Origin of the sequence: Flavobacterium luteum (assembly GCF_008806775.1) — a bacterium.
Classification (GTDB): Bacteria; Bacteroidota; Bacteroidia; order Flavobacteriales; family Flavobacteriaceae; genus Flavobacterium; species Flavobacterium luteum.
On record NZ_WAEM01000001.1, the window covers coordinates 696,545 to 723,070 of the forward strand.

Consider the following 26,526-nt stretch of genomic DNA (forward strand, 5'->3'; position numbering starts at 1 on the left):
ATGCTATAATATAAATACATTATAGAAACCATCTTTTTAAATTAAATATATTAGTGAAAAAATATTTTTAAATATATAGATTTATTAAAGCTTAGATTATAAAATAATAATAAAAAAACCACTCGGGAAGAGTGGTTTTTTTTGTCAAAAACAAAACATAATTAAACTAAACTCAATTTATTTTTTAATAAAGATATTTGTGTAATATTTATTGCCATTTGTAGGATTTACAGTAATTGATACTCCAAAGTGAGTAAAATTACCTTCTATGTTTGCTTTGTGTCCAGCACTTTTCAACCAAGCGTTCAAAGCCGAATTTGGAGTTGAAAAATTGTATGCAATATTTTCATTTACTTTTACAGCACCTAAAACTTGTATGATGTTTTGTGAACGCTCTTCAAACAAATCATGATTTACTACATTTTTTTCAATCATGTATTCGTTATGTTCTTCAGATTTATAAGAAATATGATTTACTATTTTAAGCACACTTAAACCTTTACTTACTCTGTACTCATTAATTAAATCAGCTAATTCAACTTCATTAGGTTGGTAGTTGTAGTTTTGAATTAATTCAGCTTGTGGAGCTATAGTTTCTTCTGCTGAGTCAGGAGAACAGGAAATCAAAGTGAACACAAATGCCAACGGCAACATTGCTCTAAGTAAAATTCTTTTCATAATAAGTAGGTTTTAAGTTTAAAGTAGATTGTGGGGCAAACTTCTTTAATGGCAATTATTAAACTTTAAGTAGATTGTGGGGCAAAATTCTTTCCGTGTAATAATAGTATGAACGTTGTTGTTTTATTTCTTGAGTCAATATTACACTAATTAACGTTTAAGTGCAAAATAAAATCGATGAAATACATAAATTAGATATTTTAATAAATATTTTTCTTACAATTATTAAAAAGAAAATAAAAAAGTTAGCCCTAAGAAAATAGAACTAACTGCTATTAAAAATAAACATTAAATACAATCTATGGAGCCAATCGTTTTATTGACCAAGTATAGTCTTCTTGATAAGTATATATAATTCGATCATGCAAACGATTAGGTCTTCCTTGCCAAAACTCTACTTCTAAAGGACGAACTATAAATCCTCCCCAATTCTCAGGCCTAAGTATATCTTTTCCTTGAAACTGAATTTCTAAATCCTTTAGCTTATTTTCAAGAAAAACTCTATTAGGAATAACTTCACTTTGTGGAGATACTATTGCTCCTAACTTACTTCCGTCTGGTCTTGATGCAAAATAATTATCCGATAAATCTGTAGAAGTCTTCTCGGCAATTCCTTTTATAATTACCTGACGTTCTAAAGAACTCCAAAAAAAAGAAAGACAAATATTTGGGTTTGTAAGTATTGATTTTCCTTTTTCCGAATTGTAATTGGTATAGAAAATAAAACCATCTTCATTAAATTTTTTCAATAATACCACGCGAGCTCTAGGAAACCCGTCTAATCCAATTGTTGAAACTGTCATGGCATTTACTTCATCTACTCCTCCAAAATCCTGAACTTCATAAAACCATTTGTTAAATAAATTTATAGGATCCTCAGGAATATTGCTTTCTATTAGTTCGCTCTTCTCATATGATTTTCTGTAATCTCCTAAATCTTGATCCATTTTTATAGTTTTGATATTGAATTACAAAATTACAGTTTTAGTCAGTTGAGTACAATTATTTGTAACAACAATTCTATACTATTTTTGTAGTATTCTTCTAGATACTTTTCAAAATTTACAATTTTGAAAAGTATCTAGAAGAGATGATAATGCAAAATATTGGATTTTAAAATTCAAAGCAAGTAGTATCATCTGCAAGCAGTACTTCAGAAAAAATAGACATAGCTTCTTCTTTAAAAAGTGCAATGCTTTCATATCGAGTAGAATAATGGCCCAGAACTAAGTTCTTAACATTTGCTTTTAATGCAATTGTAGCAGCCTGTTTTGCAGTTGAATGCATTGTCTTTTCGGCTAAAACTTCTTCTTGTTGCAAAAAAGTTGATTCGTGATACAAAACATCAACCTCTTTAATTATTGGAATTATTGATTCATCATAAATAGTATCCGAACAAAAAGCATAGGATTTTGTAGGAATCGGATCGAAAGTTAGCTTACTGTTTTCTATTAACTGACCATTCTCTAAAGTAATGTCTTTCCCTTTTTTGATGTTTTGGTAATAACATTTATCAATTTTATAGCTTTGAACAGCTTCTACATTTAATGGTCTATCTCCTATTTTTTCGCGAAAAAGAAAGCCATTTGTATAAATACGATGTTTGAGAGGAATGGTTGTTACAATTACTTTTTCATCTTCATAAACTATTTCGCTGGTTTTAGATTCAAGTACATGAAAAAATAAATTGTAATTGGTCCAGGAATTAGATAAACGCAATTGCAAAGTTATTACTTCTTTAATTCCTTTTGGTCCATAGATGTGTAAATCATTGATTCTGTTAAGCAACATAAAAGTCGAAATCAAACCTACTAATCCATAAAAATGATCCCCATGTAAATGAGAAATAAAAATATGATTGATTTTAGAAAACTTTATTTTATTTTTTCGCAATTGCACTTGAGTGCCTTCTCCACAATCTATAAGAAACAATCTGTTTTTAATATCTAATACCTGTGAAGTTGGATTGGTAATAGTTCGAGGTGTTGCTGCATAACAGCCAAGTATGGTTAGCTTCATTTTAATTGAAATGGATAATCATTCGATAAATTATCTAAAATCCTAAATCTCGTTCTATTTCATCCATATCAATAACGTCATGAGCTTCTAGAAGCGTAGGAACAACAGTTAATGATTCTGGTATGGTATTAAAATCGATATCTTGGGCAACAATTATAAATGATTTTTTACTTTTTTTATGAGTTTTTGAAAGTGATGAAAAGCTTTTAATTTGTTTTACAGTTAGTTTTTTATGCAAACTGATGTCTATAATTATATTGTATTTTTCAAAAGACTTATATTCATGAGTTACTTTCATCAAAAAAGAAACCAAATCACCTTGAGTATCTTTTATTGTAACCGAATGTCCTTTTTGATCTACTTTCATGGAAACTACAATATTATATTGCTAATTTACAAAGATTAATTGGGCTATCAAACTTTAATATCTAATTTTACTACTGAATTTTTGATGCTAATAAATAGATTACAGCCATTCGAATAGCCACTCCATTTTCAACCTGATTTAGAATTACCGATTGTTGCGAATCGGCAACATCACTGGTTATTTCTACCCCTCTATTTATTGGTCCAGGATGCATAATTACAATTTCTTTATTGAGCGAATCTAATAACGATTTATCCACTCCATATTGTTTAGCATATTCCCTTGTTGAAGGAAAATAATTAACATCCATACGTTCGTTTTGCACTCGCAACATATTTGCTACATCACACCATTCTAATGCTTTACGCAAATTCGATTCCACTTTAACACCAAGTGATTCAATGTGCTTTGGAATTAGCGTATTTGGGCCACACACTTTAACTTCTGCTCCTTGCATTTGAAGTGCATATATATTAGAAAGTGCTACTCTAGAGTGTAGAATATCGCCTACTATTACAACTTTCTTTCCAGCAACTTCACCTAATTTTTCACGTATTGTATAGCTATCTAATAATCCTTGGGTGGGATGTTCGTGAGCACCATCGCCCGCATTAATAATACTTGCTTTTACATTTTTAGAAAGAAAATAAGCAGCGCCAGGATTTGAGTGTCGCATAACGACCATATCTACTTTCATAGATAAAATATTATTTACAGTATCAATAAGTGTTTCTCCTTTTTTTACCGATGATTGAGCGGCTGAAAAACTAATAACATCTGCAGACAAACGTTTTTGAGCCAACTCGAATGATAGTTTTGTTCGTGTACTGTTTTCAAAAAAAATATTCGCTATCGTAATGTCTCTTAGTGAGGGCACTTTCTTTATAGAACGATTAATTACTTCTTTAAAATGATCTGCTGTTTCAAAAATAAGATTAACATCGGCATTGTTGATGTATTTTATTCCTAATAAATGATTTACACTAAGTTCACTCATTTTATTAAATTAATTATTATTTATCAGTAAAACCATATCCTCGCCACAATTTTCTATCCAACACACTTTTACTTTTTCGTTATTGATGGCATCTACTTGCCGTCCTCTGTAATCGGGCTGAATGGGCAAATCACGACTAAAACGGCGATCAATTAAGGTTAAAAGTTCAATTGCAGATGGCCTTCCAAAAGACTGTATAGCCGTTAGTGCTGCACGAATACTTCTACCAGTATACAGTACATCATCTATAAAAACAACCTTTTTGTTTTCGACAATAAAATTTATTTTGGTCTCGCTAGCTTCAAGTGGTTTACTCGATTTTCGAAAATCATCTCTAAAGAAGGTCGTGTCTAAATAGCCTAATGTGATTTCCTTGATGTTGTATTCTTGTTCTAAAATTTTTTTAAGACGATTGGCTAAAAAGGTGCCTCTGGGTTGAATTCCGATGAGAATAGTATTTGAAAAATCATGATGTTTTTCAATTAACTGACAGGCCAAACGATGCAATATTATATTGATTTCTTTTGATGTAAGCAATACTCTTTGACTCATAACGAAGTGAAGTATTTGGATTGCAAATATACTAATTAGCATTTAGTATATGATGCTTTTTTTCTGTAAAACCAAAAAATTTAAAATAAACAAAGTTTCAATTACTGACTATTTTTAGATGATTTAACTACTTTTGCAAAACAATGATAAAGCTATGAAAAACACTAAAATTTTAATTTTATTTATAATAGGAGCGACTTTTGTGGCTTTGGGAGTTATTCTTAAAGTTCTTGATTATTCCTTTAACAGTCTTTTTTTGATTATAGGAATGACTTTTAATGCGGTTGCAGCATTTCTTTTGATTTTAAAAATGATTAGGAAAAACGATTCGGGTTCCTTTATGGATGACTAAAGATTCTAACTTAATCAAATCTAATTTGTCTTTTAACTTATACTCTTAATTAACATTTTATTTACTTTTTTAGATTTAATTATTAAGAAATTGCTCCTATATCTTAGAAGAAATTGCTATCATTTTACATTCTAAAAAGGCAATAAATAAATTAATTTAATATTATGCATGCATAGCATATTATTAAAATTATTATACTAATTTTGTACAACTTTTTTACTTAAATAATCATAAACATGAAAATATTAGTTTGCATTAGTCATGTACCAGACACTACTTCAAAAATTAATTTTATCAATGATGACTCCCAATTTGACACAAATGGTGTACAATTTGTAATTAATCCCAATGACGAATTTGGTCTTACAAGAGCAATATGGTTTCAAGAACAACAAGGCGCGACTGTTACCGTAGTAAATGTTGGAGGACCTGAAACTGAACCTACTTTAAGAAAAGCTTTAGCTATTGGTGCCAATGAAGCCATTAGAATACATGCAAATCCTACAGATGGCTTTTTTGTAGCCAAACAATTAGCCGAAGTTATTAAAGCAGGCGGATATGATTTAATTATTGCAGGAAAAGAATCCTTAGATTATAATGGTGGTATGGTTCCCGGAATGATCGCCGGTATTCTAGGGTATAATTTCTTGAACTCTTGTGTTGCCATTACTGTAGAGAGAACTTCGATTAAAGCGGCAAGAGAGATTGATGGCGGAAAAGAAACTGTATCTACTACATTTCCATTAATTATAGGTGGACAAAAGGGATTAGTAGAAGAAAAAGATTTGCGAATTCCGAATATGAGAGGAATCATGACTGCAAGAACTAAAACTTTGACGATTCTGGAACCTATTGATGCGCCGTCTGAAACTAAAGCTGTAAAGTTTGAAAAACCAGCCCCAAAATCGGCAGTGAAATTAATTAGCGCTGATAATCTTGACGAGTTAATCAATTTGTTGCACAACGAAGCTAAAGTTATTTAATTTTAAATTAATAAATACAAATGTTCAATCCAGTTTTTAGTTTTCAGATTCTGAAATCTGCACGCTAAAAGCTACAATCTAAAATAATTATGTCTATTATACTATATGCAGAATCAGCAGAAGGAAAATTTAAGAAAGTAGCTCTTGAATTGGCCTCTTATGCAAAAAAAGTAGCTGCTTCATTAGGAACAACAGTTACAGCTGTTACCATTAATATTGAAGATGTTTCTGAATTATCAAAATACGGTGTTGATAAAATACTAAAAGTGACCGATGCTAAATTAGCTGGTTTTACTGCAAAGGCTTATGCTGATGTTATTAAACAAGCTGTTGAGAAAGAAAGTGCAAAGCTTGTTTTATTATCCTCGACTACTGATAGTTTATATCTTGCTCCATTAGTAGCGGTAACACTTGATGCAGGATTTGCATCAAACGTAGTTGGGCTTCCGGTTAGCCTCTCTCCGTTTCAGGTAAAAAGAACTGCCTTTTCAAATAAAGCTTTCAACACTACCGAAATTTCAACAGCTGTAAAAGTATTGAGTTTGTCTAAAAACTCTTATGGTATTTTTGAAAACGCAAGTACTGCAACTGAGGAGGTTTTTAGTCCAGTTATTAGCGACGCTGATTTTGGAATAAAAATAGAATCTTTAGAAAAAGCATCAGGAAAAGTAACTATTGCCGATGCCGATATTGTAGTTTCGGCAGGTCGTGGACTAAAAGGTCCTGAAAATTGGGGAATGATTGAAGATTTGGCTTCTGTTCTTGGTGCTGCCACTGCTTGTTCTAAACCTGTATCTGATTTAGGTTGGAGACCTCACGGAGAACACGTAGGACAAACAGGAAAACCAGTTTCTACTAATTTATATATTGCTATAGGCATTTCAGGAGCCATTCAGCATATAGCAGGAATTAACGCTTCGAAAGTGAAAGTGGTTATTAATACTGACCCTGAAGCTCCTTTCTTTAAAGTAGCCGATTATGGTGTAGTTGGTGATGCTTTTGAGATTGTTCCGAAATTAATTGAAAAATTTAGAGCTTTTAAATCTCAAAATTCATAAACAAATAAAAACTAACGGTAAAGGCTTTCTGAATCACAAAATTTAGAAAGCCTTTCTTATTTCTATTTAATTTAGAAAATATTTTGTACATTTATCTATTACATTGTACTTTTGCAAATATGAGCTTAGTAAAATTAACTATTAAAGGAATTTCATACAGTCAGACTCAAAACGGTGCTTATGCATTGATTTTGAATGAAGTAGATGGAGAAAGAAAATTACCAATCGTTATAGGCGCTTTTGAAGCACAGTCTATTGCAATCGCTTTAGAAAAAGAAATCAAGCCACCAAGACCTTTAACTCACGATTTATTTAAGAATTTTGCTGATCGTTTTGATATTGTTGTCAAGCAAGTCATTATTCATAAACTTGTTGATGGTGTTTTTTATTCGAGTATTATTTGTGAAAGGGATAAAATTGAAGAAATCATAGATGCTAGAACTTCTGATGCTATAGCCTTGGCATTACGCTTTAATGCACCTATTTTTACGTATAAAAACATTCTTGAAAAAGCGGGTATTTATTTAAAATCTAATCCTTTGGATGTCACAATTAAGGATGATCAAAATGCTGATGGGATACTTTCTTCTCCAGAAACATTTGGTAATGAGGAAAGCAATCAAGCCGGTGATGTTTATGTAAAGCATAGTCTATCGGAATTAATGGAACTTTTAGAAGGAGCCGTTCAAGACGAAGACTATGAAAAAGCAGCTAAGATTAGAGATGAAATTTCGAAAAGGGAAGCTTAGTTCTATGTTTTGTTATTATGCTCTTTATTTAATTATTTTGTAAAACAACTTATTATAAACTTATTCTCTAAAGACGAAGAGACTGCTTCGTTCCTCGCCATACCATGAAACAATACCACGATTTAGTACAACATGTTTTAGATAACGGAACCCAAAAAGGAGATAGAACAGGAACGGGAACAAAAAGCGTTTTTGGATATCAAATGCGCTTTGATTTGAGCGAGGGTTTTCCTATGGTTACTACAAAAAAATTGCATTTAAAATCTATTGTTTATGAATTGCTTTGGTTCCTGAAAGGCGAAACTAATATTGCTTATTTAAAAGAAAACGGAGTAAAGATTTGGGATGACTGGGCGGATGAAAATGGCGAATTAGGACCTGTTTACGGGCACCAATGGCGCAATTGGAATAGTGAGGAAATTGACCAAATTACGGAATTGATCGCTACATTAAAGGAGAATCCCAATAGTAGAAGGATGCTTATTTCGGCTTGGAATCCTTCGGTTCTACCCGATACAACGAAGTCATTTGCTGAAAATGTGGCTAATGGCAAAGTAGCTTTACCACCTTGTCATGCTTTTTTTCAGTTTTATGTTGCAGAGGGTAAACTTTCTTGTCAGTTGTACCAGCGCAGTGCCGATATTTTTCTTGGTGTGCCTTTTAACATTGCTTCTTATGCCCTACTCACTATGATGATTGCACAAGTTTGCCATTTAGAAGCGGGAGAATTTATTCACACTTTTGGAGATGCACATATTTATAACAATCATTTTGAACAATTGGAACTGCAATTGTCACGCGAACCTAAACCGCTACCTAAAATGATTTTGAATCCTGACATTAAAAACATTTTCGATTTTACTTTTGAAGATTTTACTTTAGAAGGTTACGAGCCTTACCCACATATTAAAGGAGCAGTTGCCGTATAATTGTTTTTATAGGCTTTATTCATTGTTTTTTTGGGGTATTCTTGCAATTGGAACCTAAATGCTATATTTCTCGCGGGAATGCGGAGCATTTTTATGTCTTATTTAGGTGTTTTTAATTATTGTGCGCATCTTCTTTTTAAAAACATTTTACATACACTCTATATACACTATCTATGCCTTTGCTATGCCTTTGCTATGCTTAAGGTATGAAGTTGGAAGCTAGAAGCTGGAAGTTGGAGGTTGGAGGTTAAAAGTGTTTTTTTTGTGAAAATATAATTATAAAATGTAACCTTTTTTTTTCTAACTTGGTACTTTAAATTATACGCCACATGAAATGGAATGCTAAAACCGTGAAACACAAAGGAGAAAGCCGTATTGCGGTTTTTTTTGAAAAAGATGATGAATTAATTAGCCGAATAAAAGCTATTGAAGGTTCGAGATGGAGTATGCAAATGCGAGCTTGGCATTTGCCTGATACGGATGAAAACCGCATTCGTTTTCAACTCAAACGATTGGTTGACTCTATACCCAACAGTGAGGGAATTGCTCAAATGACACGTTTTAAACAATGGATGCGCTCAAAACGGTACAGCGAAAGTACTATAACTACTTATAGCGAAGCTTTGAAATCATTTTTGATTTTTTATAGAGAGAAGTCGATTAGTGCTGTAACGAATGAAGATATTATAATTTACAATAATGACTTTATACTGAAGAATAATTTTTCGGCTTCCTATCAGAACCAGATTGTGAATGCTCTTAAATTATTTTTTAAAACTACACAGGATACCAAAATAGCAATAGAGAAGATTCACCGGCCCAAACGCGCTAAAGTATTGCCAAATGTTTTGAGCAAGCAAGAAGTAAAGGCAATTTTAGAAGCTCACGTAAATATTAAACACAAAGTCATGTTATCGATGATTTATAGTTGTGGTTTGCGCTGTGGCGAATTATTGGCGCTTCAACCGGTACATATTGATTCGGTTAGAAACATCGTTTTACTGAAAAATGCCAAAGGGAAAAAAGATAGAATTGTGCCATTAAGCCCAAAAATATTAGAAATGCTTCGAGATTATTATAAAGTGTGTAAGCCCAAAACCTATTTATTTGAAGGACAAACTGCAGGGTTACCGTATGATGCTCGAAGTTTGCAGCTCATCTTAAAACAAGCACTACAAAAAACGGGAATTACAAAACCAGCTACTTTGCACTGGCTTAGACACAGTTATGCTACCCATTTATTAGAAAGCGGCACTGATTTACGTTACATTCAGGAATTATTAGGGCACAACAGCAGTAAAACCACCGAAATTTACACCCACGTAAGCACCAAAAGTTTGCAACAAATAAAAAGCCCTTTTGATGATTTGTAAAGAAAATTTAATATATTTGGTTTTAAGGAAAAGCGAAACAAACCTTCGCCTATCTACCTAAATTTGGGTGTATATACGAAGGTTTGTTTCGCATATAAACGAGTTGTAGGCTAGTTGGTTAGAAATTTCCTCCGGAATTTCTAACGCCCAGCGTGACCTGCAAATTGGAATAAATAATTAAAAAGGTAATTGAAAAAATAGAAGAATTTTCCCCAGAAGAACTTCCTCGGAAAATAGAAACTACTTCGCTTTTCAACCAGCCCACAACAGCTGACAAACGCAATCGCTGGTTTTCGGTGATTTGTGATTTTATTTTCCTATTTTCGTTTTTTCTAAAATAGAAAAAACTCAGTTCTAAAGCCGCGACTGTCGTCTGTCAGCGGAACGTTGTATGCTAGATTTCCAAAACAGAAAATTGAATGAAAAAAATAACAATAATAATTTTAACTATGTTTTCATTTTTTAATTGCGGTCCAAAAAAGACTAACGAAAGATATTTTAGTTGGGAAGAATTTACAAAAAACTTTGGTAAAGAAATGGTTTCTGCGGAAGACGTTTTTAATAATATGTCCAAAAGTGGATTAAAAGATAACTGCTTGACAAAGATGGATTTTACTTTTATTTCAAATAAAAAAGAAAACCTGCAAAAATTAGCTAAATTCATAACTACTCATTATCCATATTCAGTTCAAGAAATTAAAAAGTATGGTAAACTTTGGGAAATAAATGGAGAAACGAATGAAATTCCAATGACAGCGAACAACTTACTTTATTGGGGTTTAGATATGTATAAAAGAGGATACGAATTTGACTCTAAACTTGATGCTTATGGCGGACTTTTTGACCCAAAAGACCAAAAATTCCCAATAATAGACAATACAAAAAATAACTATTATTTTGACAAAGGTTTAGATTGTTATAACAAAGGAGATTTAAGCGCAGCAATTTTTAATTGGAGTTTGACAATCCAAATTGACCCAACTGACCCAAACGCGTACTATTCAAGAGCAATTGTAAAGAATGAACTTTACACGTGGAAATCTGCACTTAAAGACTATGACAAAGCAATAGAAATTGCTCCTAAATTCATAAGTGCTTTAATAAATCGTGGCGGACTCAAAGATGAAAACGGAGATTATCAAGGTGCTATTTCTGATTATGAAACTGTTTTGAAACTTGATAAATTAGAACCAGAAGAAAAGCAACAAGCATATTTTAATTTAGGTAACACTTACCTAAATTTGAAAGACAAAAATAAAGCTTGCGAAAATTGGAATAAAGCACTTGAAAACGGAGCGAAATACGCAAAAGAAAGAATTGACGAACATTGTAAATATTAATCCAGCATACAACAGCCGTTTGGCAAGATTGCGAATTTTGTGGTAAATTCACGTTTACGCTTCGCAAGAAATTTTATCTTTAACAGAAAATAATCGGTTACGAAGTTCGCAACCTCGCCAAGCGGCGGAACGTTATGCCTAATTTTAACCGAAACGAGAAAAACAGACAATTAATGAATAAATTTTCACTTTCAATTTTATTAATTTTTATAATTAATATCTCGTATGGACAAGAATGCCAAATTCCAAATTTATTAGACAAAGAAATTATTGAAGCTTCTAATAATGAAAAGTTTGTAGAAGAAGATTTTTACAGAATTAACAATTTGCTTTTTGAATATCAAGCAAAAGACAGTTTGAAAAATTTGAATAAATGCTCTTCATATTTTAAAAACATCGAAAAACTATTTAATTCTGAAACTACTGAAAAACGTGTTTTAGCATACAGATTGATTGGAGTTGCAAATGACAGTACTTTTAACAACGAACTAATCAACAGAATTAACTCAAATGAAAGTTCACTTTTAAAAACTTGGAGCACAACTGCATTAATGGCAAATAATTGCGGAAAAGCATCTGATGATTTATTTGTTTTATTCTCATCATTCCCAAAAGGATTGCCTGTTGATATTTTGATAAATATGTATATTAAATATGATACAAATGCTGTCAAAAAAACTTGTTGGAAATTTATAGACTCAGACAATAAAAACCAACAAATTTTAGCTATCCAATGTTTAGCAAACTTTGAAAAAGACGAAAAATTACAAGCAAAACTAATTGAGTTTTTAAACTCTTGGGATAATAATTCTAAAGGTTGGGTAATTTCGTCAATTTCTATGCAGAAAATGGAAAACCTAAAACCAATTTTAGAAAAGTATAGCGAAGTAGAAAACTTAAAAGATGTTATCATAAGAGCATTAGAAAATAGTCCAACGAAAACAGACAATAAGTTTGCGAAACAACTACAAAAGAAGAAAAACTAGGCATAACAGGCGTTTGGCAAGATTGCGAATTTTGTAGTAAATACACGTTTATTTCTCGCAAGAAATTTTATCTTTGATAGAAAATAATCAGTTCCGAAGTTCGCAACCTCGCCAAGCGCCGGAACGTTAGGTGCAAGCGTTGGGCGACCGACAGTGCAGACATAAACCGACAAGAATCAGAAAAAAAATCGTAACTTTCGACACTAATTAATACAGAAGAAAATGATAGCTGAAAAGACATTAAATAGGACGCTGCACATTGCAAAGTCTTCAAAAAAGGACGAGTTTTATACTCAACTATCAGATATTGAAAGTGAGTTGACTCATTACAAAAAACACTTTAAAAACAAAGTGGTTTTTTGTAATTGTGACGACCCAAGAAATAGCAATTTCTTTAAATACTTTGCATACAACTTTGAAAAGTTAGGGTTGAAAAAACTAATAACAACTTGTTATAAAAACCAAGAGACAGATTTATTTATCAACGAAGAAACTGAAAAAGCAGTTTTTCTTGAATACAATGGAGATATAAATGGTAACAAAATACCTGATGCAGAAGAAATTGGTATAAAACCACTCATAGGTGATGGTGATTTTCGCAGTAAAGAATCCATTGAGTTATTGAAACAATCCGACATTGTAGTAACTAATCCTCCATTTTCGTTATTCAGAGAATATGTTGAGCAATTAGTGAAATATGAAAAGAAATTTTTAATAATTGGAAACATTAACGCAATTACTTATAAAGAAATATTTAAGCTAATCAAAGAAAACAAAGCTTGGTTAGGTATTAATATGGGTAGAGGTATTTCAGGTTTTATTGTTCCAAACGATTATGAATTATTTGGCACAGAAGCACGTATAGACGAAAATGGAAACAGAATTGTTGCGACAAATAATTGCTTATGGTTAACAAATTTGGACACATTTAAACGGCACGAAGATATAGTTCTAACTAAAAAATATTACGGCAACGAAATTGAGTATCCCAAGTTTGACAATTATGATGCAATCAATGTGGATAAGACCCAAGATATACCAATGGATTATCGAGGAGTTATGGGAGTTCCAATTACATTTTTACATAAATACAATCCAGAACAATTTGAACTAATCAAATTCAGAAAAGGAAATGACGAGAAAGATTTATCTATAAATGGCAAGTGTCCATATTTTAGAATTTTAATCAAAAACAAAAAACTCTAAATATTTCAATACAATATAAATAAATGGCAAAAAAGCAAACAGACCGACTACGAATAGAAAAAGTAAGAGGACAAGGACCGAAGGAAATATTTGGAGTGAATGCTCAAATACACGATAAGTCAGTAAACAGTTTTTCAAAAGCTGTTTTTGAAACTTTGAAAACAGACTTTCCACATCTTGAGTTTCGTTTTAGAGACAACATTAAAAAAAAGGAAATCAATGAAAAACTCAATTCAGTTGATGCAAGATTAGGCGTTACAGTTTTTGTTGAAAACGCATCAATAAAACCCGATGGCGGAATTATTGAAGTTAAAGACAAAGAAGACAAGTGGCGTATTGTATTAGTGTGTGAAGCCAAACATCAAGGAAAAGATATTGAAAACATAGCCAAAGGAATTTTGGTGGGCAAAAACAGCAATCAGGATTTAATGGTAGCAGGAAATGCAATTGAGCGTTCCCACAAGAACATCAATGAAATGAGAAACATAATGATTGACGAAAAGCACTTTCCTTATATCCTGTTTTTGCAAGGTTCAAATTTTCTGACAGAACCAACAGCGGTTTTAAGACCAGACGGAACTGAAGTAATTTTGAAACACGATGCAGGTTCTCTAAACAGAATAGACAGATTGACCTCAGCAAATTACAGTTTGCCTATCAACCAAAATAGTTGCGAAAATATATTCATCACAGTTGACGGAAAATCTGTTATGCTTCAAGCAGTATCCATATATACAAAATCAACCGAATGGACGGTAGATGAAATGTTACCTATAATGATGGATGTTTCAAAAACGTCATTAAAAATCTTAGGACTAACAGAATAATGGACGGACAGAAAACGCCAGCACCTAACAGCACATTGGCAATAGGCGGGGTTTCGTCTCCGCTTGACAGTTTTGTGGTAGCAGAAAGTTCAGTTCTCCGAACTAACTTTTGTGCTGAAAAGCCCGCCCATCGCCAATCTGCAAAACGTTGTGAGCAATTTTGAGAAAAATGAAATACTTAAAAACAATAATATCGACTTTACTTCTTTTTCAACTAATTGGTTGTGCATCTTTCACAAATAATTTACCTTCTAATGACTTTAATAAAATTACTCAAAATGACATTGAAAAAATAAATGGAAAATATAGAATTTACCCAATAAAAGACTCTACAAAGTCTAAAAATATCTATAAAGATCTTACTGGAGTTTGGTGGCGTGCTAAAAAAAATAATTTAGAGTTAAATAATAATAGTAATTATTATGTCGAGATCAAAGTAATAAATAGCTCTGAACTAAATTTAATTGTGTTTGAAAATGAAAGCGAAATAGCTAGAAAAAAAATAAAGGGAAAGTTGAAAAATGGCATGTTTTATATAAACCAAAAAATGAGTATTTCAGGTTTACCATATATTTTCGGGACATTTGTCGTTGACAAAAAAAGAATTGGGTTGAGGAAAAATAATTTAATTATCGACAAAATTAATCATGAATTTGGTGCTGTCTTTATAATATTTACCGCTGGATTCAAATATTTAGAATTTCAAGAATATGAACGAATAGATTAAAAAACTGCTCACAACACTTGCTAAAACTTATGGCTAGTTTTGCGGTAAATTGTTCGTTTACTTTTCATAACTTCGCTTGGTCGGTTATGGAAAAAAAGCTTTCCATAAGCCGCCACAAGCTCTAGCAAGGAAACGTTGGCAGTAATAATCCGAAAAAGAACACTAAAGAAAACTTGAATTTAAAATGAGTATTTCAACAATTATAGAACTTGAAGATTGGATGGTGGAAAATTGTATGAATAACAAAATAACACCAGGTAATCGATTTGAAACTGATGACGGAGTTGGTTTGGAAAAATATGGAAACTTGTATATTTGGTATCATTCTGAACGTGGTGAAAAAGAAAATCTAAATTATTTCAACACAGAAAAAGAAGCAGTTGAATTTATTTATGAATATGTACGAAAAGATAAATATGCCAATAGCCATTTAGTTGGAAACTTTAAAGACCAAAACTTGAAGAACGAAATAATTGCAGAATTTACGAATCGAAATATAAAATATTGGAATGATGAAATAAGCTATTTGTCATTTAATCTATATAGGTTTTTTGTTTACCGATGCGACATAGAAAAAGTGGCTGACTTAAAGGAAAAATATCTAATGGAAAAATAATTACTACTGCCAACCGCCATTTTGAGCTAGCTGGAATTTAGTGGAATTATCTTTTCGCATCAATTTTTAGTTTAGCCGAAAATTGAGCGGTTACGAACTTCCAGCCATCTCAAAGTGGCATAACGTTATAGGCAACCAAAATAGCAATAGGATAGAATTGAAAACAGATTGAAATAGTTAAAAAATGAGTAGTCCTACACTTACTTCTCCTACGAAAAATCTTGCTACAGCAATTCGCGGTGTTTGGTGGTTGCTCTCACGTGAAGATTGGACTAATGACAATATCAAAAAGATTGATCCTACTTTAGGAGCTGAACCGATTGGTATACTAACATACGCACTCACACATTTTGCTGCACAATTTATGAAGAGAGACAGATCAGATGATGTTGCTCCACAAGTATATCATTCGGGCAAAAATAATACAAGTGCCACTGCAGGATACGATGCATATTTTGGGACTTATGAAGTAAATGAACAGACAGGTCAAGTTGCCCATGTATTAATTGGCTCTATTACACCATCAAATATCGGAATGACTGTTTTGCGCAATTTGAGGATTAAGAAAAATAAATTAATAATTCAGTTAGAAACAACTTCAACAGAAGGTGAACCAATTATTCGCACATTAGTTTGGAAGCGAATAAGTTAAAATTATCATACCAAAATGGAGTCCAGAGACCATCAAAATAACGGGGCGGTACCGAAAAGCCAAATGAGTAGGAAACTAAAATCTAAATATTATGCCTAAGTATGTAATTGAAAGAGAAATCTCCGGAGCTGGTAAAATGACCGCCGAGCAATTGAAAGCAATTTCACAAACCTCTTGCGGAGTGTTAAATAAAATGGGACCTCAAATTCAATGGGTTCATAGTTATGTAACAACAGACAAAATCTATTGTGTTTATAATGCTCCTAATGAAGATATGGTGCGTGAACACGCAAAACAAGGAGGGTTTCCAGCAAATTCAGTAAGTAAGGTTTCAACAATTATTGACCCAACAACTGCTGAGTAAATAATTTGACAAATAGAACTTGGCTGCCTATAACACTTGCTAAAACTTATGGCTAGTTTTTCGGTAAATTGTTCGTTTACTTTTCATAACTTCGCTTGGGCGGTTATGGAAAAAAAGCTTTCCATAAGCCGCCACAAGCTCTAGCAAGGAAACGTTAGCGGTTATGTTAAAAAAACGAGACGAATAGAATGGAAAAATGGAAATCAAATGTTTGGTTAATTATAATTATTTGTGCAATAATAATTGGTTATCCATTTTTTGCAATAAAATATTTTGAAACTTCAACAGCATTAAAAATTACTGCAAAATTTTTACTGTTACCAATTGTTCTTTTTTTGCTAATATTTGGACCAAAATTTTATTATAAAAGTGTAAAACCTTTAGATAAGGATATTCCGAAAAATAAATTTAAAGAAAAAGCGAGAGATATATTTTCAATTTTTATGATGATTATTTTTTCGACAGGAATTTTGTTTGGAATTGCATTCTCACTAATAATTACTACAAATAAATTATTCGGAAAATCTGAAAGTGTAAAAATTAATGAAAGTGTTGAAAAATACGAGCCTTATATAACAAAAAATGGAAGATTAAGACATTACATTGATTTTAGAAATCCGAAAACACAAGAAATAATTCATTTAGAAGTTTATCGAGAATATTATGTTGGAGAAATATTCGAGAAAGAAATGAATTATGGAGCGTGGGGAATTTTATACTCAACCGAATAAAAACACAACCGCTAACAGGCGTTTGGCAAGATTGCGAATTTTGTAGTAAATTCACGTTTAATTCTCGCAAGAAATTTTATCTTTGATAGAAAATAATCGGTTCCGAAGTTCGCAACCTCGCCAAGCGCCGGAACGTTATGGGCAATAATCGCCGAAAATTCCGGTGGAATTTACTCTGATTATTGCCATACCGTCAATTGAAAAACGAAACTTAAAAGTTGCAAATTGTTTGCCGAAAATCAAAAAATCATAAATTAGAACCTAGGAAGCTGACAGCTGAAAATAGAAAATCGAAACCGACAACAGAAACTTAAAAGTTGAATTTTTGACAACGGAAACTGGAAGGTTGAAACCGCAAACAGAAACTGGAAAATTTGAAAACTAAAAATCGAGCCTTTGAAAGATGTAATTTCGAGCGAAGCTCGATTTTTTTTTGAAATTTAATGAATCACTTTCGAGAAAACTGAAAACTAAAAAATGGAAACTGTAAAGTTTGAAATTCGTCAATGAAAATCAAAGATTACAGCCCATAACAGCCGTTTAGTGTTTTAACACTCGTTAAGTATTGTATTTATTGATATTTTATGTGATTTTTTAAAATGGGTACAACATAGGTACAACATTCTTAACTATAATACACTACCAATTTTTTGAAAATGCAAATAGTCCTTTTTGCTCGTTTTTAGCGTTTAAATTTAGCATTTGATACTTTGATAATTCATTACAGAAATAGCGACTATATGGCTTTGCAAATCCTTCCTGTATCATAATTTCATTTAAACAGGAACCATCTTCTAGAAAAACATAAGCTAAAGTTCTTCCATATAAATCAATTTCGTTTTCTGTTTCTATTAAAATTGAAACTTTTGTATTTGGTGGTGCAATTTCCAATAGATATTTTAAAGATTTTCTGCCTAACTCCATTAAAAATTGTGCAGCTAAATGTGTTTCCCTTTCATCTTGGGTTAATTTTCTACAAGGTTTTAACTCTGGAGCATCAATTCCCAAAAATCTAATTTCAAATTCTTGATTATTAAAAATATTTTCAACAATTATTCCATCACCATCAACAACTTTAATGATTTTCAGATGATTTTTTTTAATAATATTTGCTTTTGCGTTTAATTGCATCGTTTTACCTTATTTAACTACTTGATTTATAATGTTTTATGTTATATTTTTACAATATTAAAAAAAAATATTCATCAATCAAAAAACGCACAACAAATGGCAAAACAAAAAGGTCACATTAAGTATGTCGGCACACTCGGAGAAGTTAGACACTTCAAAATCAAAGGAAATGATGGTTACTTTGCTGGTCTAAAAGGTGGTCCGACCGCTGAGCAAGTAAAAACTGCACCTGGCTTTATTCGTACTCGTGAAAATATGAGCGAATTTGGAGCTTGTGCCAATGCAGGTAAATCAGTAAGAGTTGGTTTATCTTCATTAATGAAACAAATGGCAGATAATCAATTGACAGGTAGATTAACTGCAATTATGAAAAAGATCAATATTGAAGATGGTTCAGAAGCTCGTGGACAAAGAGCAGTATTAGTTTCACAACAACCACAATATTTGAAAGGTTTAGATTTTAATCGTAACATTTCATTTAATGGTGTTTTTTCAGCTCCTTACACATTAACTCCTAATGTAGATAGAAATGAAAGTGTTTTAACTATTCCTTCATTTAATCCTGCTAATTTTATTAGTGTTCCATCCGGTGCAACACATTTTAGAATTATCAATGCAATTTCAGTTATTGCAGATTTCGTATTTAATCCAACTACTGGAGCTTACGAACCTGCTGACACTGATTTAAATGAACTTTCAAACATTGCTTATTCAGCTTATACTCCTGTCGATGTAGCTACTACTCCATTAACAGTAACTGCAACGTTACCAAATGCACCAACAATGAATACAAATGTAACTGCAATTGGAAGTATTGGAATTGAGTTTTACCAACAAGTTGGCTCAAACTATTATTTGTTTAATGCAGGAAACGCAATGAAAATACAAGATTTATTCTAGTAGATTTCAAATTCAAAATTAAGCCCTTTCTTTCGATTGGGCTTTTTTTATTCTCAAATTATAGATTTTCTATATAATGGTAACTTATGTATTAAATATCTATGAAATAAGTATTAAATATCCATTACTCTAAAACTTTGCAATATCTGTTGATAATTACATTTCGAATATCATTGACTAACTTCAAATTATTAACAAAATGTATCTCCTGTTCTTCAAGTAGTTTTAGTGCTGCAATGTTTTTTTGGTGGTTCTCAAACTCTTCAAGCATTGTTTTAACTCTTGAAATAAATTCTTTTTTAAAATCAAATAATCTTAAAAACGGAATTACGGAACCAATTAGGAATTGATGCCAAAATTTAGCTTTCCATAAGCTGTAAGCTACAAAATAGATATTTTCAAGGTCTTCTTGATTGTCAAAAATAACAACAAAGCTATTTGTAAAAGGTTCTTTCTGTGGTTTCCCACTATTTAAGCCTTTATTTAATAGATATAAGCAAGGTTTATTGTACTTGGTGTCTTTCCTGTGAGTTTTAATAATAAAGTTCATTACATCGGATTTAAAAGGTTAGCTTCCTTTTACCTTTTGGTTTCCTCTGAAATGCAGGTGTGCCTCGCTACGCTCCGCCCATTAAAACTTTTCAAAAGAAAAAAAAAAAAAAAAAGAAAGCCATTCGTCCAAGTGGAAGGTTTCAAAAAAGCAAGTTTTTCAGAAAAAATACTACCTGATATATCATCGGAAATGTATTCGTCAAAATCAAAATAAATCATCTTGCGAAACGGTATAGGTGGAGATTTTTTCTGAAACCCGAAGGGCTTGAACTTGCTTTTTTGAATACCTGCAACTTATCTTTGCTTCCTTTTTTTATTTTTTTGGTTTTGTTTCCGATTTAAAATAATTGTATTTTGAAATTAGATTTAAAAAATGTTGATTAAAGCACAAGTCGTCTTGAAAGGGTATCAAATTTTAGGGCATTTTAAAAAACCAAAAAACAATATAAACGCTTTTTGAAATGAACTGAAATTTGATACTCTTTCTTCTCGATTTGATTTTTGAGGATGCCTGATAGTTCTGGCGAAATGAGTTTATTTTTTGTATCTAAATGTTATTCGGCTACGTTATGGCATCTTCAAAAAACAATGAAAACACATTCGTAGTGCGATGGAAGTCGCTCGAAGTAAGGGTATTCTTTTTTATTTGCTTATTGGGATGTTCTGATTGGTTTTCTTGGCTGCTTGATGACTGCACGTAACTAGAAAGATAAAGCTTGAATGTTACAACAATTATTGTTTTGAAAACGCTAGGCATCAAGCAGACGGAAAGCCAATGACTTGGGGTTTTGTGGCAAATAAAAAAGAATACTCTTACTGGCACTATTGGGATTGTGGGTATAGAAAATTGCTTTAACCAAAAAAAACAATAAATACTAAAAGCAATTTTTATACTTACAATGTCAATATGAAAATACTTCCTATTTCTTTTTATGCGGTTCGATTGTCTGCGTCAGTTCGGTTTCGGAAGAAGTTATGCGGAAAGATGAATGTTGTATTTAACGAGAACGTGATGCGGAGGTTTACAATTGCTAGTAACGGCTGGCTTTGCGTCTGTTGGGGATTAAAAAGCACTATGTTTTCCGCTACACTAAAGAGGACAAAAACAAGATAAACATTCTATTAAACACTATTGCCCCAATAGCGCAAAACCACCGTTACTAGCAGTTGTTTTTATTTATTCCTATATTCACACAAAGTATTTATTGATTATTTCAATTAACGAAATGAAGCAAACAAAGAATTGATGCTAGGAATACTTGGACTAGGAGCGATTTTTGTGCAGATGAATGAGGTAATTTAAACCTCATCTTCTTTAGGTTGCCAATTTGGTACTCTTTTCTGAATTGAAACTCGATATGGATTTATATCTAATGCCTGTCCAAGAAACTTGAAAGCACTTGGTTTATCATTTTCTTTAATTGAAATAAAACCTTGTGCAATTAATAAGCTATCAATGTTTGTTTTACCATCATTTTTAGCTTGATCTAATGCCTTTTTTAAATTAGTTTTTGAGCTTTCTAAATTATTATTTCTCAAATCAGAACAAGCACTAATAAAGTGACCTAACCACATTTCTTTATTTGATTGAATATTTTCTTGAGCTAATTTAATTTGATATTTTGCTTCCTCAAAATGACCATTTAACATTAAAGCAGAAGCATAAGAATATCTGATATAATAATCAGTACGTTTTCTTATGAATGGTAAAATTACTTTTGTTGCTTCATCATATTGTTTTTTAGATATATACAAACGACATAATCTTTCTGCAATGAATGATTTATCAGACCTTTCTTTTTCTTTCGACCAATTAAAATCTAATGCCTTTTTATAAAATCCTTCTGCTAAATCCCTAAACTCATTAGCTTTTTCATTTGGTCTTTGCCCATACCCACTTAATATCCAGAACTTTGTAAAATTATATTTTGCTAAACAATATAATTTATAAACTCCTTCAACACTACCATTAAAAGACGCTAAATCTTCTAAATTAAAATTTTGAGTTGGATTATTTAAAAAATCATAGTTATCATTAATAGAACAATTTGCAATATTTTTTATTGCTTTTTCAATGTTTTCAAGGTCTTTAGGAATATACTTGACCTCATCATTTTCATTAATATTGTAATCTAAAGAAAGTAAATATACTACTTCATCCCAATTATTTGAAACTAAATCAGAATATGCTCTTGCTACATCATAACAAGATTTAATATACTCTTTTCTATATCTTTTTTTATTATAAACGTCTTCAATTGGGATTTCGCCATAGTATTTAATAACTAATTCAAAAGCGTCAATACCTTCTTGAATTTTAACATTAACTTCTTTGTACTTGTCTGCTTCTGGACGATTTCGTGAAAATAAAGATAGTTTAGGATATAATTCTGTAAGCATCATTCCTTTTCTGTACAAATCATTTAATCTCGTTGGATTTAATTCTAATGCTTTGTCTAAATATTTAATTGCAATTTCAATTTCATCTAATGGTTTACCGTCTCTTCTTCCTCCTATTTGGGTTAATTCACGAGAATATTGATAATGTGTATATCCAAGATTTGAGTAATATGAAGGATTTTCTGGATTTAATTCAATACATCTTTTTCTTAATAACTCCGTTATCTGACGATACTTTTTTTGTTGAGCTAAAAACTTAAATTTTTCCTCATCTTTATTAAAAGTATGTTTTAAATTTATGTAAACTTCTGAAAGTTTTGCTGTTGCAAAGCTTACAACCGAAAGAAGGTCAACATCATTCCATACAGCATTATTTTTGGAAATATCTTCTATTGGTTTAAATAAATTATAAATTGATAACCAATCACTTTGCTTAATAAATCCATTTACTTTATCTATTAAATTATCTTTACTAAATATTCTTTCAACTTGTGAATTATTAAGAATACTACAAAAAGGCATATAACTATTTTGTTCAATAATCTTATCAATCCTTAAAATCTTTAATACTTTTAACTTTAGTGTTTCAGATGTAAAAGCTTGTTCATCACCAACAGAATAATTTATTGTAATACTAGTATCATTTACAAATAGATCAATAATTTTCAATACTCTAACAAATTTTTGCTTATCAGTAGCCTTTGAATAATAGGCATAAGAAACATCAATTAAATCATTATTTAATAATGAAAAATCAAATGTTTTTTTTATATCCTCAAATGTTTTACCTGACCAACTTTGTGTTCCCGACAAAAGTCTTTGCTCGTCTGAAAATCCTATTATAAATGTATATTTCATAGTAAGTAAAAAAAAATAACCCTGTGAGAGTTATTTTATGAATACCAAATATAATAAAAACAATTAAATGCTTGATAGCTTTTTCTTTATAAGAAATTTTGATTGTTTTGAAATGTAGGAATTACTTATTATATCAAAATGTGATAAATAAAAATTGGATGAAATTTTTTCAATGTCTCTATTAAGTTCATTAATTGCTGATAAAGTATTTAAAACAATTTTTTTACCATCAAACATACAAAAGTAAAACCTATCATTAATACCGTTGTTAGCTAATAAATCAAAAACAACTTTACCTTTATACTTATTCTTTTTTAAGTCTTTTTCTATATCAAATATATACTCATCAAGTCTAGAATAATCAACACTCAATGCCAAAAATCCAAACTCATTGTTTTCGATTTTTTGTAATATGTATTTATTATTTTCCATAATTAACTTTTTATATTACTAATACTGCTTTCTATTAAATTTAACGCGTTATTAATAATGCTTTCTGCTTCTGTTCTATTTAATATTCTACTTGTTACAATAGTTCCATCCATATGAAACAAACTATGTCTGTTGTAGTTATAGAATGAATAAATATCACAAATTGCTTTATGTGTTTTACCACAATTTATTTTACTCGTTGTGTTATTAGACAATGTTACATTGATACCACCACCATCAATCTGCAAATAATCTCCAAACCCTTCTTTACCAATTACTATACCATTATCAAAATAAATTTGCTTTAAGACACCTTCTAAACCTCTCAATACAGGAAATGCAAAAGCTGAAAAATCATCTAATTCAACAACAAACTTTTTTAATGCCAATGACGGACTTAAAACACTTTTAACTTTATCTAAAAGATATTGAGAAGATATAGGTAATCTTGTTTCTAACTCTCCTAAAATATCATCAGCAGTTAAATTAGTTTCGTAAAATTCTAACTGAGAATTTACTATATCTTTAAACGGCATTATTTCTGATAATATTGCAATTACATCATTAAAAATCATTCGAGGTTTTCCCTGTGCTTGGAAAGCACCATTTGAAAAATGATGTAATGTTATTTTATCGCCTTGTTTACCCTTTACTTTTACAATTCTTCCTTTGTCATTAGCATCATCATTTTCAATTTCATTTTCTAAAGCCAGATATTCTAAAATAGTTTCAAAATCTACATCACGTATTGACTTGAGATAAAAACTGTTTGATTTAAATTCTTTAATTGAACAATTATCTTTAATTAAAGTAGCAACTTCTAAAGAAAGGTCTTGATTTGCACCCAACTTATAATATAAAGTTGTAGTTCCATCGTTAACATAATAAACATTTAATATAGCTGGTTGAATACCTGTCCCTTTAAATTTATAAACCCATAAATTATTTGGTTTTTCTTCAAGACTAATATCAAATTTACTTGCATAATTTTCATTTATAACTTTTCTAATTTTATCTCTATCGATATTAAGTCCCTTCATAAATGTGTAAAAAGTTTTGATTATGTAAATTATAAAGTGCTGTCATTCATAAAGTTATTAACAAAAATAGCTGTATAGTTGTTAATAATCTTCGCCAAAAGTAATAAAAAAACATTAAATACAAAGATTTTATACTTTTTATAACTTATTTAAAATCAATGATTAAAACTAAATCTTTTAAAATGATCAAATATTTATAAAGTATAACTTTTGTTTTTGTTTCTATTAATAACAATGTTTTTAATCAATTATTTTATTTGCTTAAAATTTATCCTTGTAAATTTATGGAATGAAACAAACAAAAAATCTTGATGCTGGGACTACTTCGAGGAAGAGTGATTTTTTGGAAAATGAATAAGGTAATTCTATTAATACCGAGTTTACTAATAAATATTGAAAATATCTGTGTACAAAACACTACATCCTAAAATAATGAAAACAAAAAATCACTCCTAAGAGTGACTTTAATATTATAATGTTAAACAATTAAACTTCAGTACCACCTTGTAAAATGTTTCTTGATTTCATAATTTTCTTTTTGATTTGTTATACAAAAATAGAATAATATTTAATTTCACAAAATTAATTTAACTTTTTTTATAAATAAAAATTTTAAATTTTTCTCCAGGTAATAAAACATCTCTACAAATACGATTATTATTATCCCCTAAATGATTGTCACTATTAAATTTATTTTTACCAACAACGCTAAAGAAAATATTTAATTTATCACAAGGTTTTACATTTACAGTCATATTATCTATAATAATACTACTTGAAAAAGAAAACACTCTATCATCAAGCAAATTTTGTGTCATTTCAACTTTTCTTTCTAGAACATAACTAGTATTGCCTGATAATTCTGTATTGAAAGTTTTAATATTTTTATTATCGTTAGTAGATGTTATTTCAGACAAAATCATTTTTTTACCATCTAATTTACAATCTTCTTCGATTAGTTTTGTGTAGATAGTATCATCATCTTTTGCTAAAGAAGAAATTCTAAAATCTATGTATATTGGATCTGTTGTTTTTGCTTTAACTTCAAAATTTGAAACCTCTGTAATTTTAACAATATTTTCATCCAAAAGTTCTAAATTTATTTGAATTCTAAAATTATTGTAATAATAGGTTAACATTTTATCATTAAAAAAATCGTTTTCTAATTTCTTAACTATTGAATTTTTCAACTCTGGAAATGCCTGTTCAAATTGACAAGTTGTTACCCTTGACCAAATATCTTGAATGTCCGTCCTCTTTAATAAAAAATCATCTGATAATGCAAGTATTTGAAATTTATCCTTTAATAAGAAATCAAACTCATCAGATAATATTACTTTTTGAAAGTTCTTTTTGAAGACTACTAAATTATTAATCAGTTTAACCGTTGCTGAAAAAATACCTCCCGAGAAGAAAATTATAGAAATACTTTTTAAATATTCAACAACATCTTCTCTACAAAAAAAAGGTAGCGGCTCTTTTGAATTTTTAAAAAGTTCTAAATTAGGAATGTAATAAAAGTAATGAAAGAATAGATAAACAATGGGAAACGGCAATAAATATAGGTATAGATTATTGTTTATTGAATTTAGAATTTTAACTAAATAAATTTTAATTTTTTCAAATTTACTATAATAGTACATTATTAAAAGTAAACCCGTTATTACCAATAATAGAACTCCAATAATTATTATCATATTATTTTTT

Annotated in this window: 29 protein-coding genes; 17 read left to right on the forward strand and 12 right to left on the reverse strand. The window is 30.5% G+C overall.

All coding sequences use genetic code 11. The features are described 5' to 3' along the window. Positions 1 to 177: 177 nt before the first annotated feature. The 6 genes from F6464_RS03100 to pyrR form a co-directional block, all read right to left on the reverse strand. Positions 178 to 678 carry a CAP domain-containing protein gene (locus F6464_RS03100; protein ID WP_151106275.1) on the reverse strand — a complete coding sequence of 167 codons (501 nt, stop codon included), beginning with the start codon at positions 676 to 678 and terminating at the stop codon, positions 178 to 180. 299 nt (positions 679 to 977) lie between these two features. Beyond that, on the reverse strand, positions 978 to 1,625 hold the full coding sequence (pdxH, locus tag F6464_RS03105; RefSeq protein ID WP_151106276.1) for a pyridoxamine 5'-phosphate oxidase: 648 nt from the start codon (positions 1,623 to 1,625) through the stop codon (positions 978 to 980). 166 nt (positions 1,626 to 1,791) lie between these two features. Beyond that, positions 1,792 to 2,697: a ribonuclease Z gene (locus F6464_RS03110; protein ID WP_151106277.1), complete on the reverse strand. Its 906-nt coding sequence runs from the start codon at positions 2,695 to 2,697 to the stop codon at positions 1,792 to 1,794. A gap of 34 nt (positions 2,698 to 2,731) precedes the next feature. Further along, a complete protein-coding gene (locus tag F6464_RS03115; RefSeq protein WP_151106278.1) occupies positions 2,732 to 3,064 on the reverse strand; it encodes a ribonuclease Z in 333 nt (110 codons plus the stop codon). Between the two features lie 70 nt (positions 3,065 to 3,134). Then, complete coding sequence (locus F6464_RS03120; RefSeq protein WP_151106279.1) at positions 3,135 to 4,061, reverse strand: aspartate carbamoyltransferase catalytic subunit; 927 nt, start codon at positions 4,059 to 4,061, stop codon at positions 3,135 to 3,137. Between the two features lie 9 nt (positions 4,062 to 4,070). After that, positions 4,071 to 4,613, reverse strand: a complete 543-nt coding sequence (gene pyrR, locus F6464_RS03125) for a bifunctional pyr operon transcriptional regulator/uracil phosphoribosyltransferase PyrR (RefSeq protein WP_151106280.1) — start codon at positions 4,611 to 4,613, stop codon at positions 4,071 to 4,073. A 154-nt stretch (positions 4,614 to 4,767) separates the two neighbouring features. On the opposite strand from pyrR, the gene F6464_RS03130 reads away from it, so the two are divergent. The 16 genes from F6464_RS03130 to F6464_RS03200 all read left to right on the forward strand — a co-directional run bounded on the left by F6464_RS03130 (position 4,768) and on the right by F6464_RS03200 (position 17,506). Beyond that, entirely contained in the window at positions 4,768 to 4,965 is a 198-nt protein-coding gene (locus F6464_RS03130) for a hypothetical protein (protein WP_151106281.1), read from the forward strand. Positions 4,966 to 5,201: 236 nt separating this feature from the next. Further along, positions 5,202 to 5,948: an electron transfer flavoprotein subunit beta/FixA family protein gene (locus F6464_RS03135; RefSeq protein ID WP_151106282.1), complete on the forward strand. Its 747-nt coding sequence runs from the start codon at positions 5,202 to 5,204 to the stop codon at positions 5,946 to 5,948. 89 nt (positions 5,949 to 6,037) lie between these two features. Further along, positions 6,038 to 7,006 (forward strand): electron transfer flavoprotein subunit alpha/FixB family protein, encoded by a 969-nt coding sequence (locus F6464_RS03140; RefSeq protein WP_151106283.1) that lies wholly within the window; start codon positions 6,038 to 6,040, stop codon positions 7,004 to 7,006. Between the two features lie 119 nt (positions 7,007 to 7,125). Beyond that, positions 7,126 to 7,755, forward strand: a complete 630-nt coding sequence (locus tag F6464_RS03145; RefSeq protein WP_151106284.1) for a bifunctional nuclease family protein — start codon at positions 7,126 to 7,128, stop codon at positions 7,753 to 7,755. Positions 7,756 to 7,859: 104 nt separating this feature from the next. Beyond that, positions 7,860 to 8,684, forward strand: a complete 825-nt coding sequence (locus tag F6464_RS03150; RefSeq protein ID WP_151106285.1) for a thymidylate synthase — start codon at positions 7,860 to 7,862, stop codon at positions 8,682 to 8,684. A 329-nt stretch (positions 8,685 to 9,013) separates the two neighbouring features. Next, positions 9,014 to 10,057, forward strand: coding sequence for a tyrosine-type recombinase/integrase (locus F6464_RS03155; RefSeq protein ID WP_151106286.1), 1,044 nt, complete (start codon positions 9,014 to 9,016; stop codon positions 10,055 to 10,057). Positions 10,058 to 10,476: 419 nt separating this feature from the next. After that, the gene (locus F6464_RS03160) at positions 10,477 to 11,397 is read left to right on the forward strand and encodes a tetratricopeptide repeat protein (protein ID WP_151106287.1); all 921 of its coding nucleotides are present in this window, start codon (positions 10,477 to 10,479) and stop codon (positions 11,395 to 11,397) included. A gap of 173 nt (positions 11,398 to 11,570) precedes the next feature. Further along, positions 11,571 to 12,383 carry a hypothetical protein gene (locus F6464_RS03165; RefSeq protein ID WP_151106288.1) on the forward strand — a complete coding sequence of 271 codons (813 nt, stop codon included), beginning with the start codon at positions 11,571 to 11,573 and terminating at the stop codon, positions 12,381 to 12,383. Positions 12,384 to 12,608: 225 nt separating this feature from the next. Continuing rightward, positions 12,609 to 13,589: an adenine-specific methyltransferase EcoRI family protein gene (locus F6464_RS03170; RefSeq protein WP_394349388.1), complete on the forward strand. Its 981-nt coding sequence runs from the start codon at positions 12,609 to 12,611 to the stop codon at positions 13,587 to 13,589. A 23-nt stretch (positions 13,590 to 13,612) separates the two neighbouring features. After that, complete coding sequence (locus F6464_RS03175; protein WP_151106290.1) at positions 13,613 to 14,416, forward strand: EcoRI family type II restriction endonuclease; 804 nt, start codon at positions 13,613 to 13,615, stop codon at positions 14,414 to 14,416. After that, the gene (locus F6464_RS14465; protein WP_191963315.1) at positions 14,416 to 14,580 is read left to right on the forward strand and encodes a hypothetical protein; all 165 of its coding nucleotides are present in this window, start codon (positions 14,416 to 14,418) and stop codon (positions 14,578 to 14,580) included. The genes F6464_RS03175 and F6464_RS14465 overlap by 1 nt, the downstream gene beginning before the upstream one ends. Before the next feature lie 5 nt (positions 14,581 to 14,585). Continuing rightward, positions 14,586 to 15,143, forward strand: a complete 558-nt coding sequence (locus F6464_RS03180) for a hypothetical protein (protein ID WP_151106291.1) — start codon at positions 14,586 to 14,588, stop codon at positions 15,141 to 15,143. 184 nt (positions 15,144 to 15,327) lie between these two features. Next, positions 15,328 to 15,759, forward strand: a complete 432-nt coding sequence (locus F6464_RS03185) for a hypothetical protein (RefSeq protein WP_151106292.1) — start codon at positions 15,328 to 15,330, stop codon at positions 15,757 to 15,759. A gap of 184 nt (positions 15,760 to 15,943) precedes the next feature. Beyond that, positions 15,944 to 16,411, forward strand: a complete 468-nt coding sequence (locus tag F6464_RS03190) for a lipocalin-like domain-containing protein (RefSeq protein WP_151106293.1) — start codon at positions 15,944 to 15,946, stop codon at positions 16,409 to 16,411. A gap of 91 nt (positions 16,412 to 16,502) precedes the next feature. Beyond that, positions 16,503 to 16,775 carry a DUF4242 domain-containing protein gene (locus tag F6464_RS03195; protein WP_151106294.1) on the forward strand — a complete coding sequence of 91 codons (273 nt, stop codon included), beginning with the start codon at positions 16,503 to 16,505 and terminating at the stop codon, positions 16,773 to 16,775. A gap of 188 nt (positions 16,776 to 16,963) precedes the next feature. Next, positions 16,964 to 17,506: a hypothetical protein gene (locus F6464_RS03200; RefSeq protein ID WP_076452924.1), complete on the forward strand. Its 543-nt coding sequence runs from the start codon at positions 16,964 to 16,966 to the stop codon at positions 17,504 to 17,506. A 639-nt stretch (positions 17,507 to 18,145) separates the two neighbouring features. On the opposite strand, the gene F6464_RS03205 is transcribed toward F6464_RS03200, so the two are convergent. Then, complete coding sequence (locus F6464_RS03205) at positions 18,146 to 18,637, reverse strand: thermonuclease family protein (RefSeq protein ID WP_151106295.1); 492 nt, start codon at positions 18,635 to 18,637, stop codon at positions 18,146 to 18,148. 96 nt (positions 18,638 to 18,733) lie between these two features. On the opposite strand from F6464_RS03205, the gene F6464_RS03210 reads away from it, so the two are divergent. Continuing rightward, on the forward strand, positions 18,734 to 19,537 hold the full coding sequence (locus F6464_RS03210) for a hypothetical protein (RefSeq protein WP_151106296.1): 804 nt from the start codon (positions 18,734 to 18,736) through the stop codon (positions 19,535 to 19,537). 124 nt (positions 19,538 to 19,661) lie between these two features. On the opposite strand, the gene F6464_RS03215 is transcribed toward F6464_RS03210, so the two are convergent. The 5 genes from F6464_RS03215 to F6464_RS03235 all read right to left on the reverse strand — a co-directional run bounded on the left by F6464_RS03215 (position 19,662) and on the right by F6464_RS03235 (position 26,516). Continuing rightward, positions 19,662 to 20,087, reverse strand: a complete 426-nt coding sequence (locus F6464_RS03215; RefSeq protein WP_151106297.1) for a DUF6943 family protein — start codon at positions 20,085 to 20,087, stop codon at positions 19,662 to 19,664. A gap of 1,301 nt (positions 20,088 to 21,388) precedes the next feature. Beyond that, positions 21,389 to 23,347, reverse strand: coding sequence for a hypothetical protein (locus tag F6464_RS03220; RefSeq protein ID WP_151106298.1), 1,959 nt, complete (start codon positions 23,345 to 23,347; stop codon positions 21,389 to 21,391). Positions 23,348 to 23,410: 63 nt separating this feature from the next. Continuing rightward, a complete protein-coding gene (locus F6464_RS03225; protein ID WP_151106299.1) occupies positions 23,411 to 23,779 on the reverse strand; it encodes a type II toxin-antitoxin system RnlB family antitoxin in 369 nt (122 codons plus the stop codon). 2 nt (positions 23,780 to 23,781) lie between these two features. Continuing rightward, on the reverse strand, positions 23,782 to 24,819 hold the full coding sequence (locus F6464_RS03230; RefSeq protein WP_151106300.1) for a type II toxin-antitoxin system RnlA family toxin: 1,038 nt from the start codon (positions 24,817 to 24,819) through the stop codon (positions 23,782 to 23,784). A 587-nt stretch (positions 24,820 to 25,406) separates the two neighbouring features. Continuing rightward, positions 25,407 to 26,516, reverse strand: a complete 1,110-nt coding sequence (locus F6464_RS03235) for a hypothetical protein (RefSeq protein ID WP_151106301.1) — start codon at positions 26,514 to 26,516, stop codon at positions 25,407 to 25,409. Positions 26,517 to 26,526 lie beyond the last annotated feature (10 nt).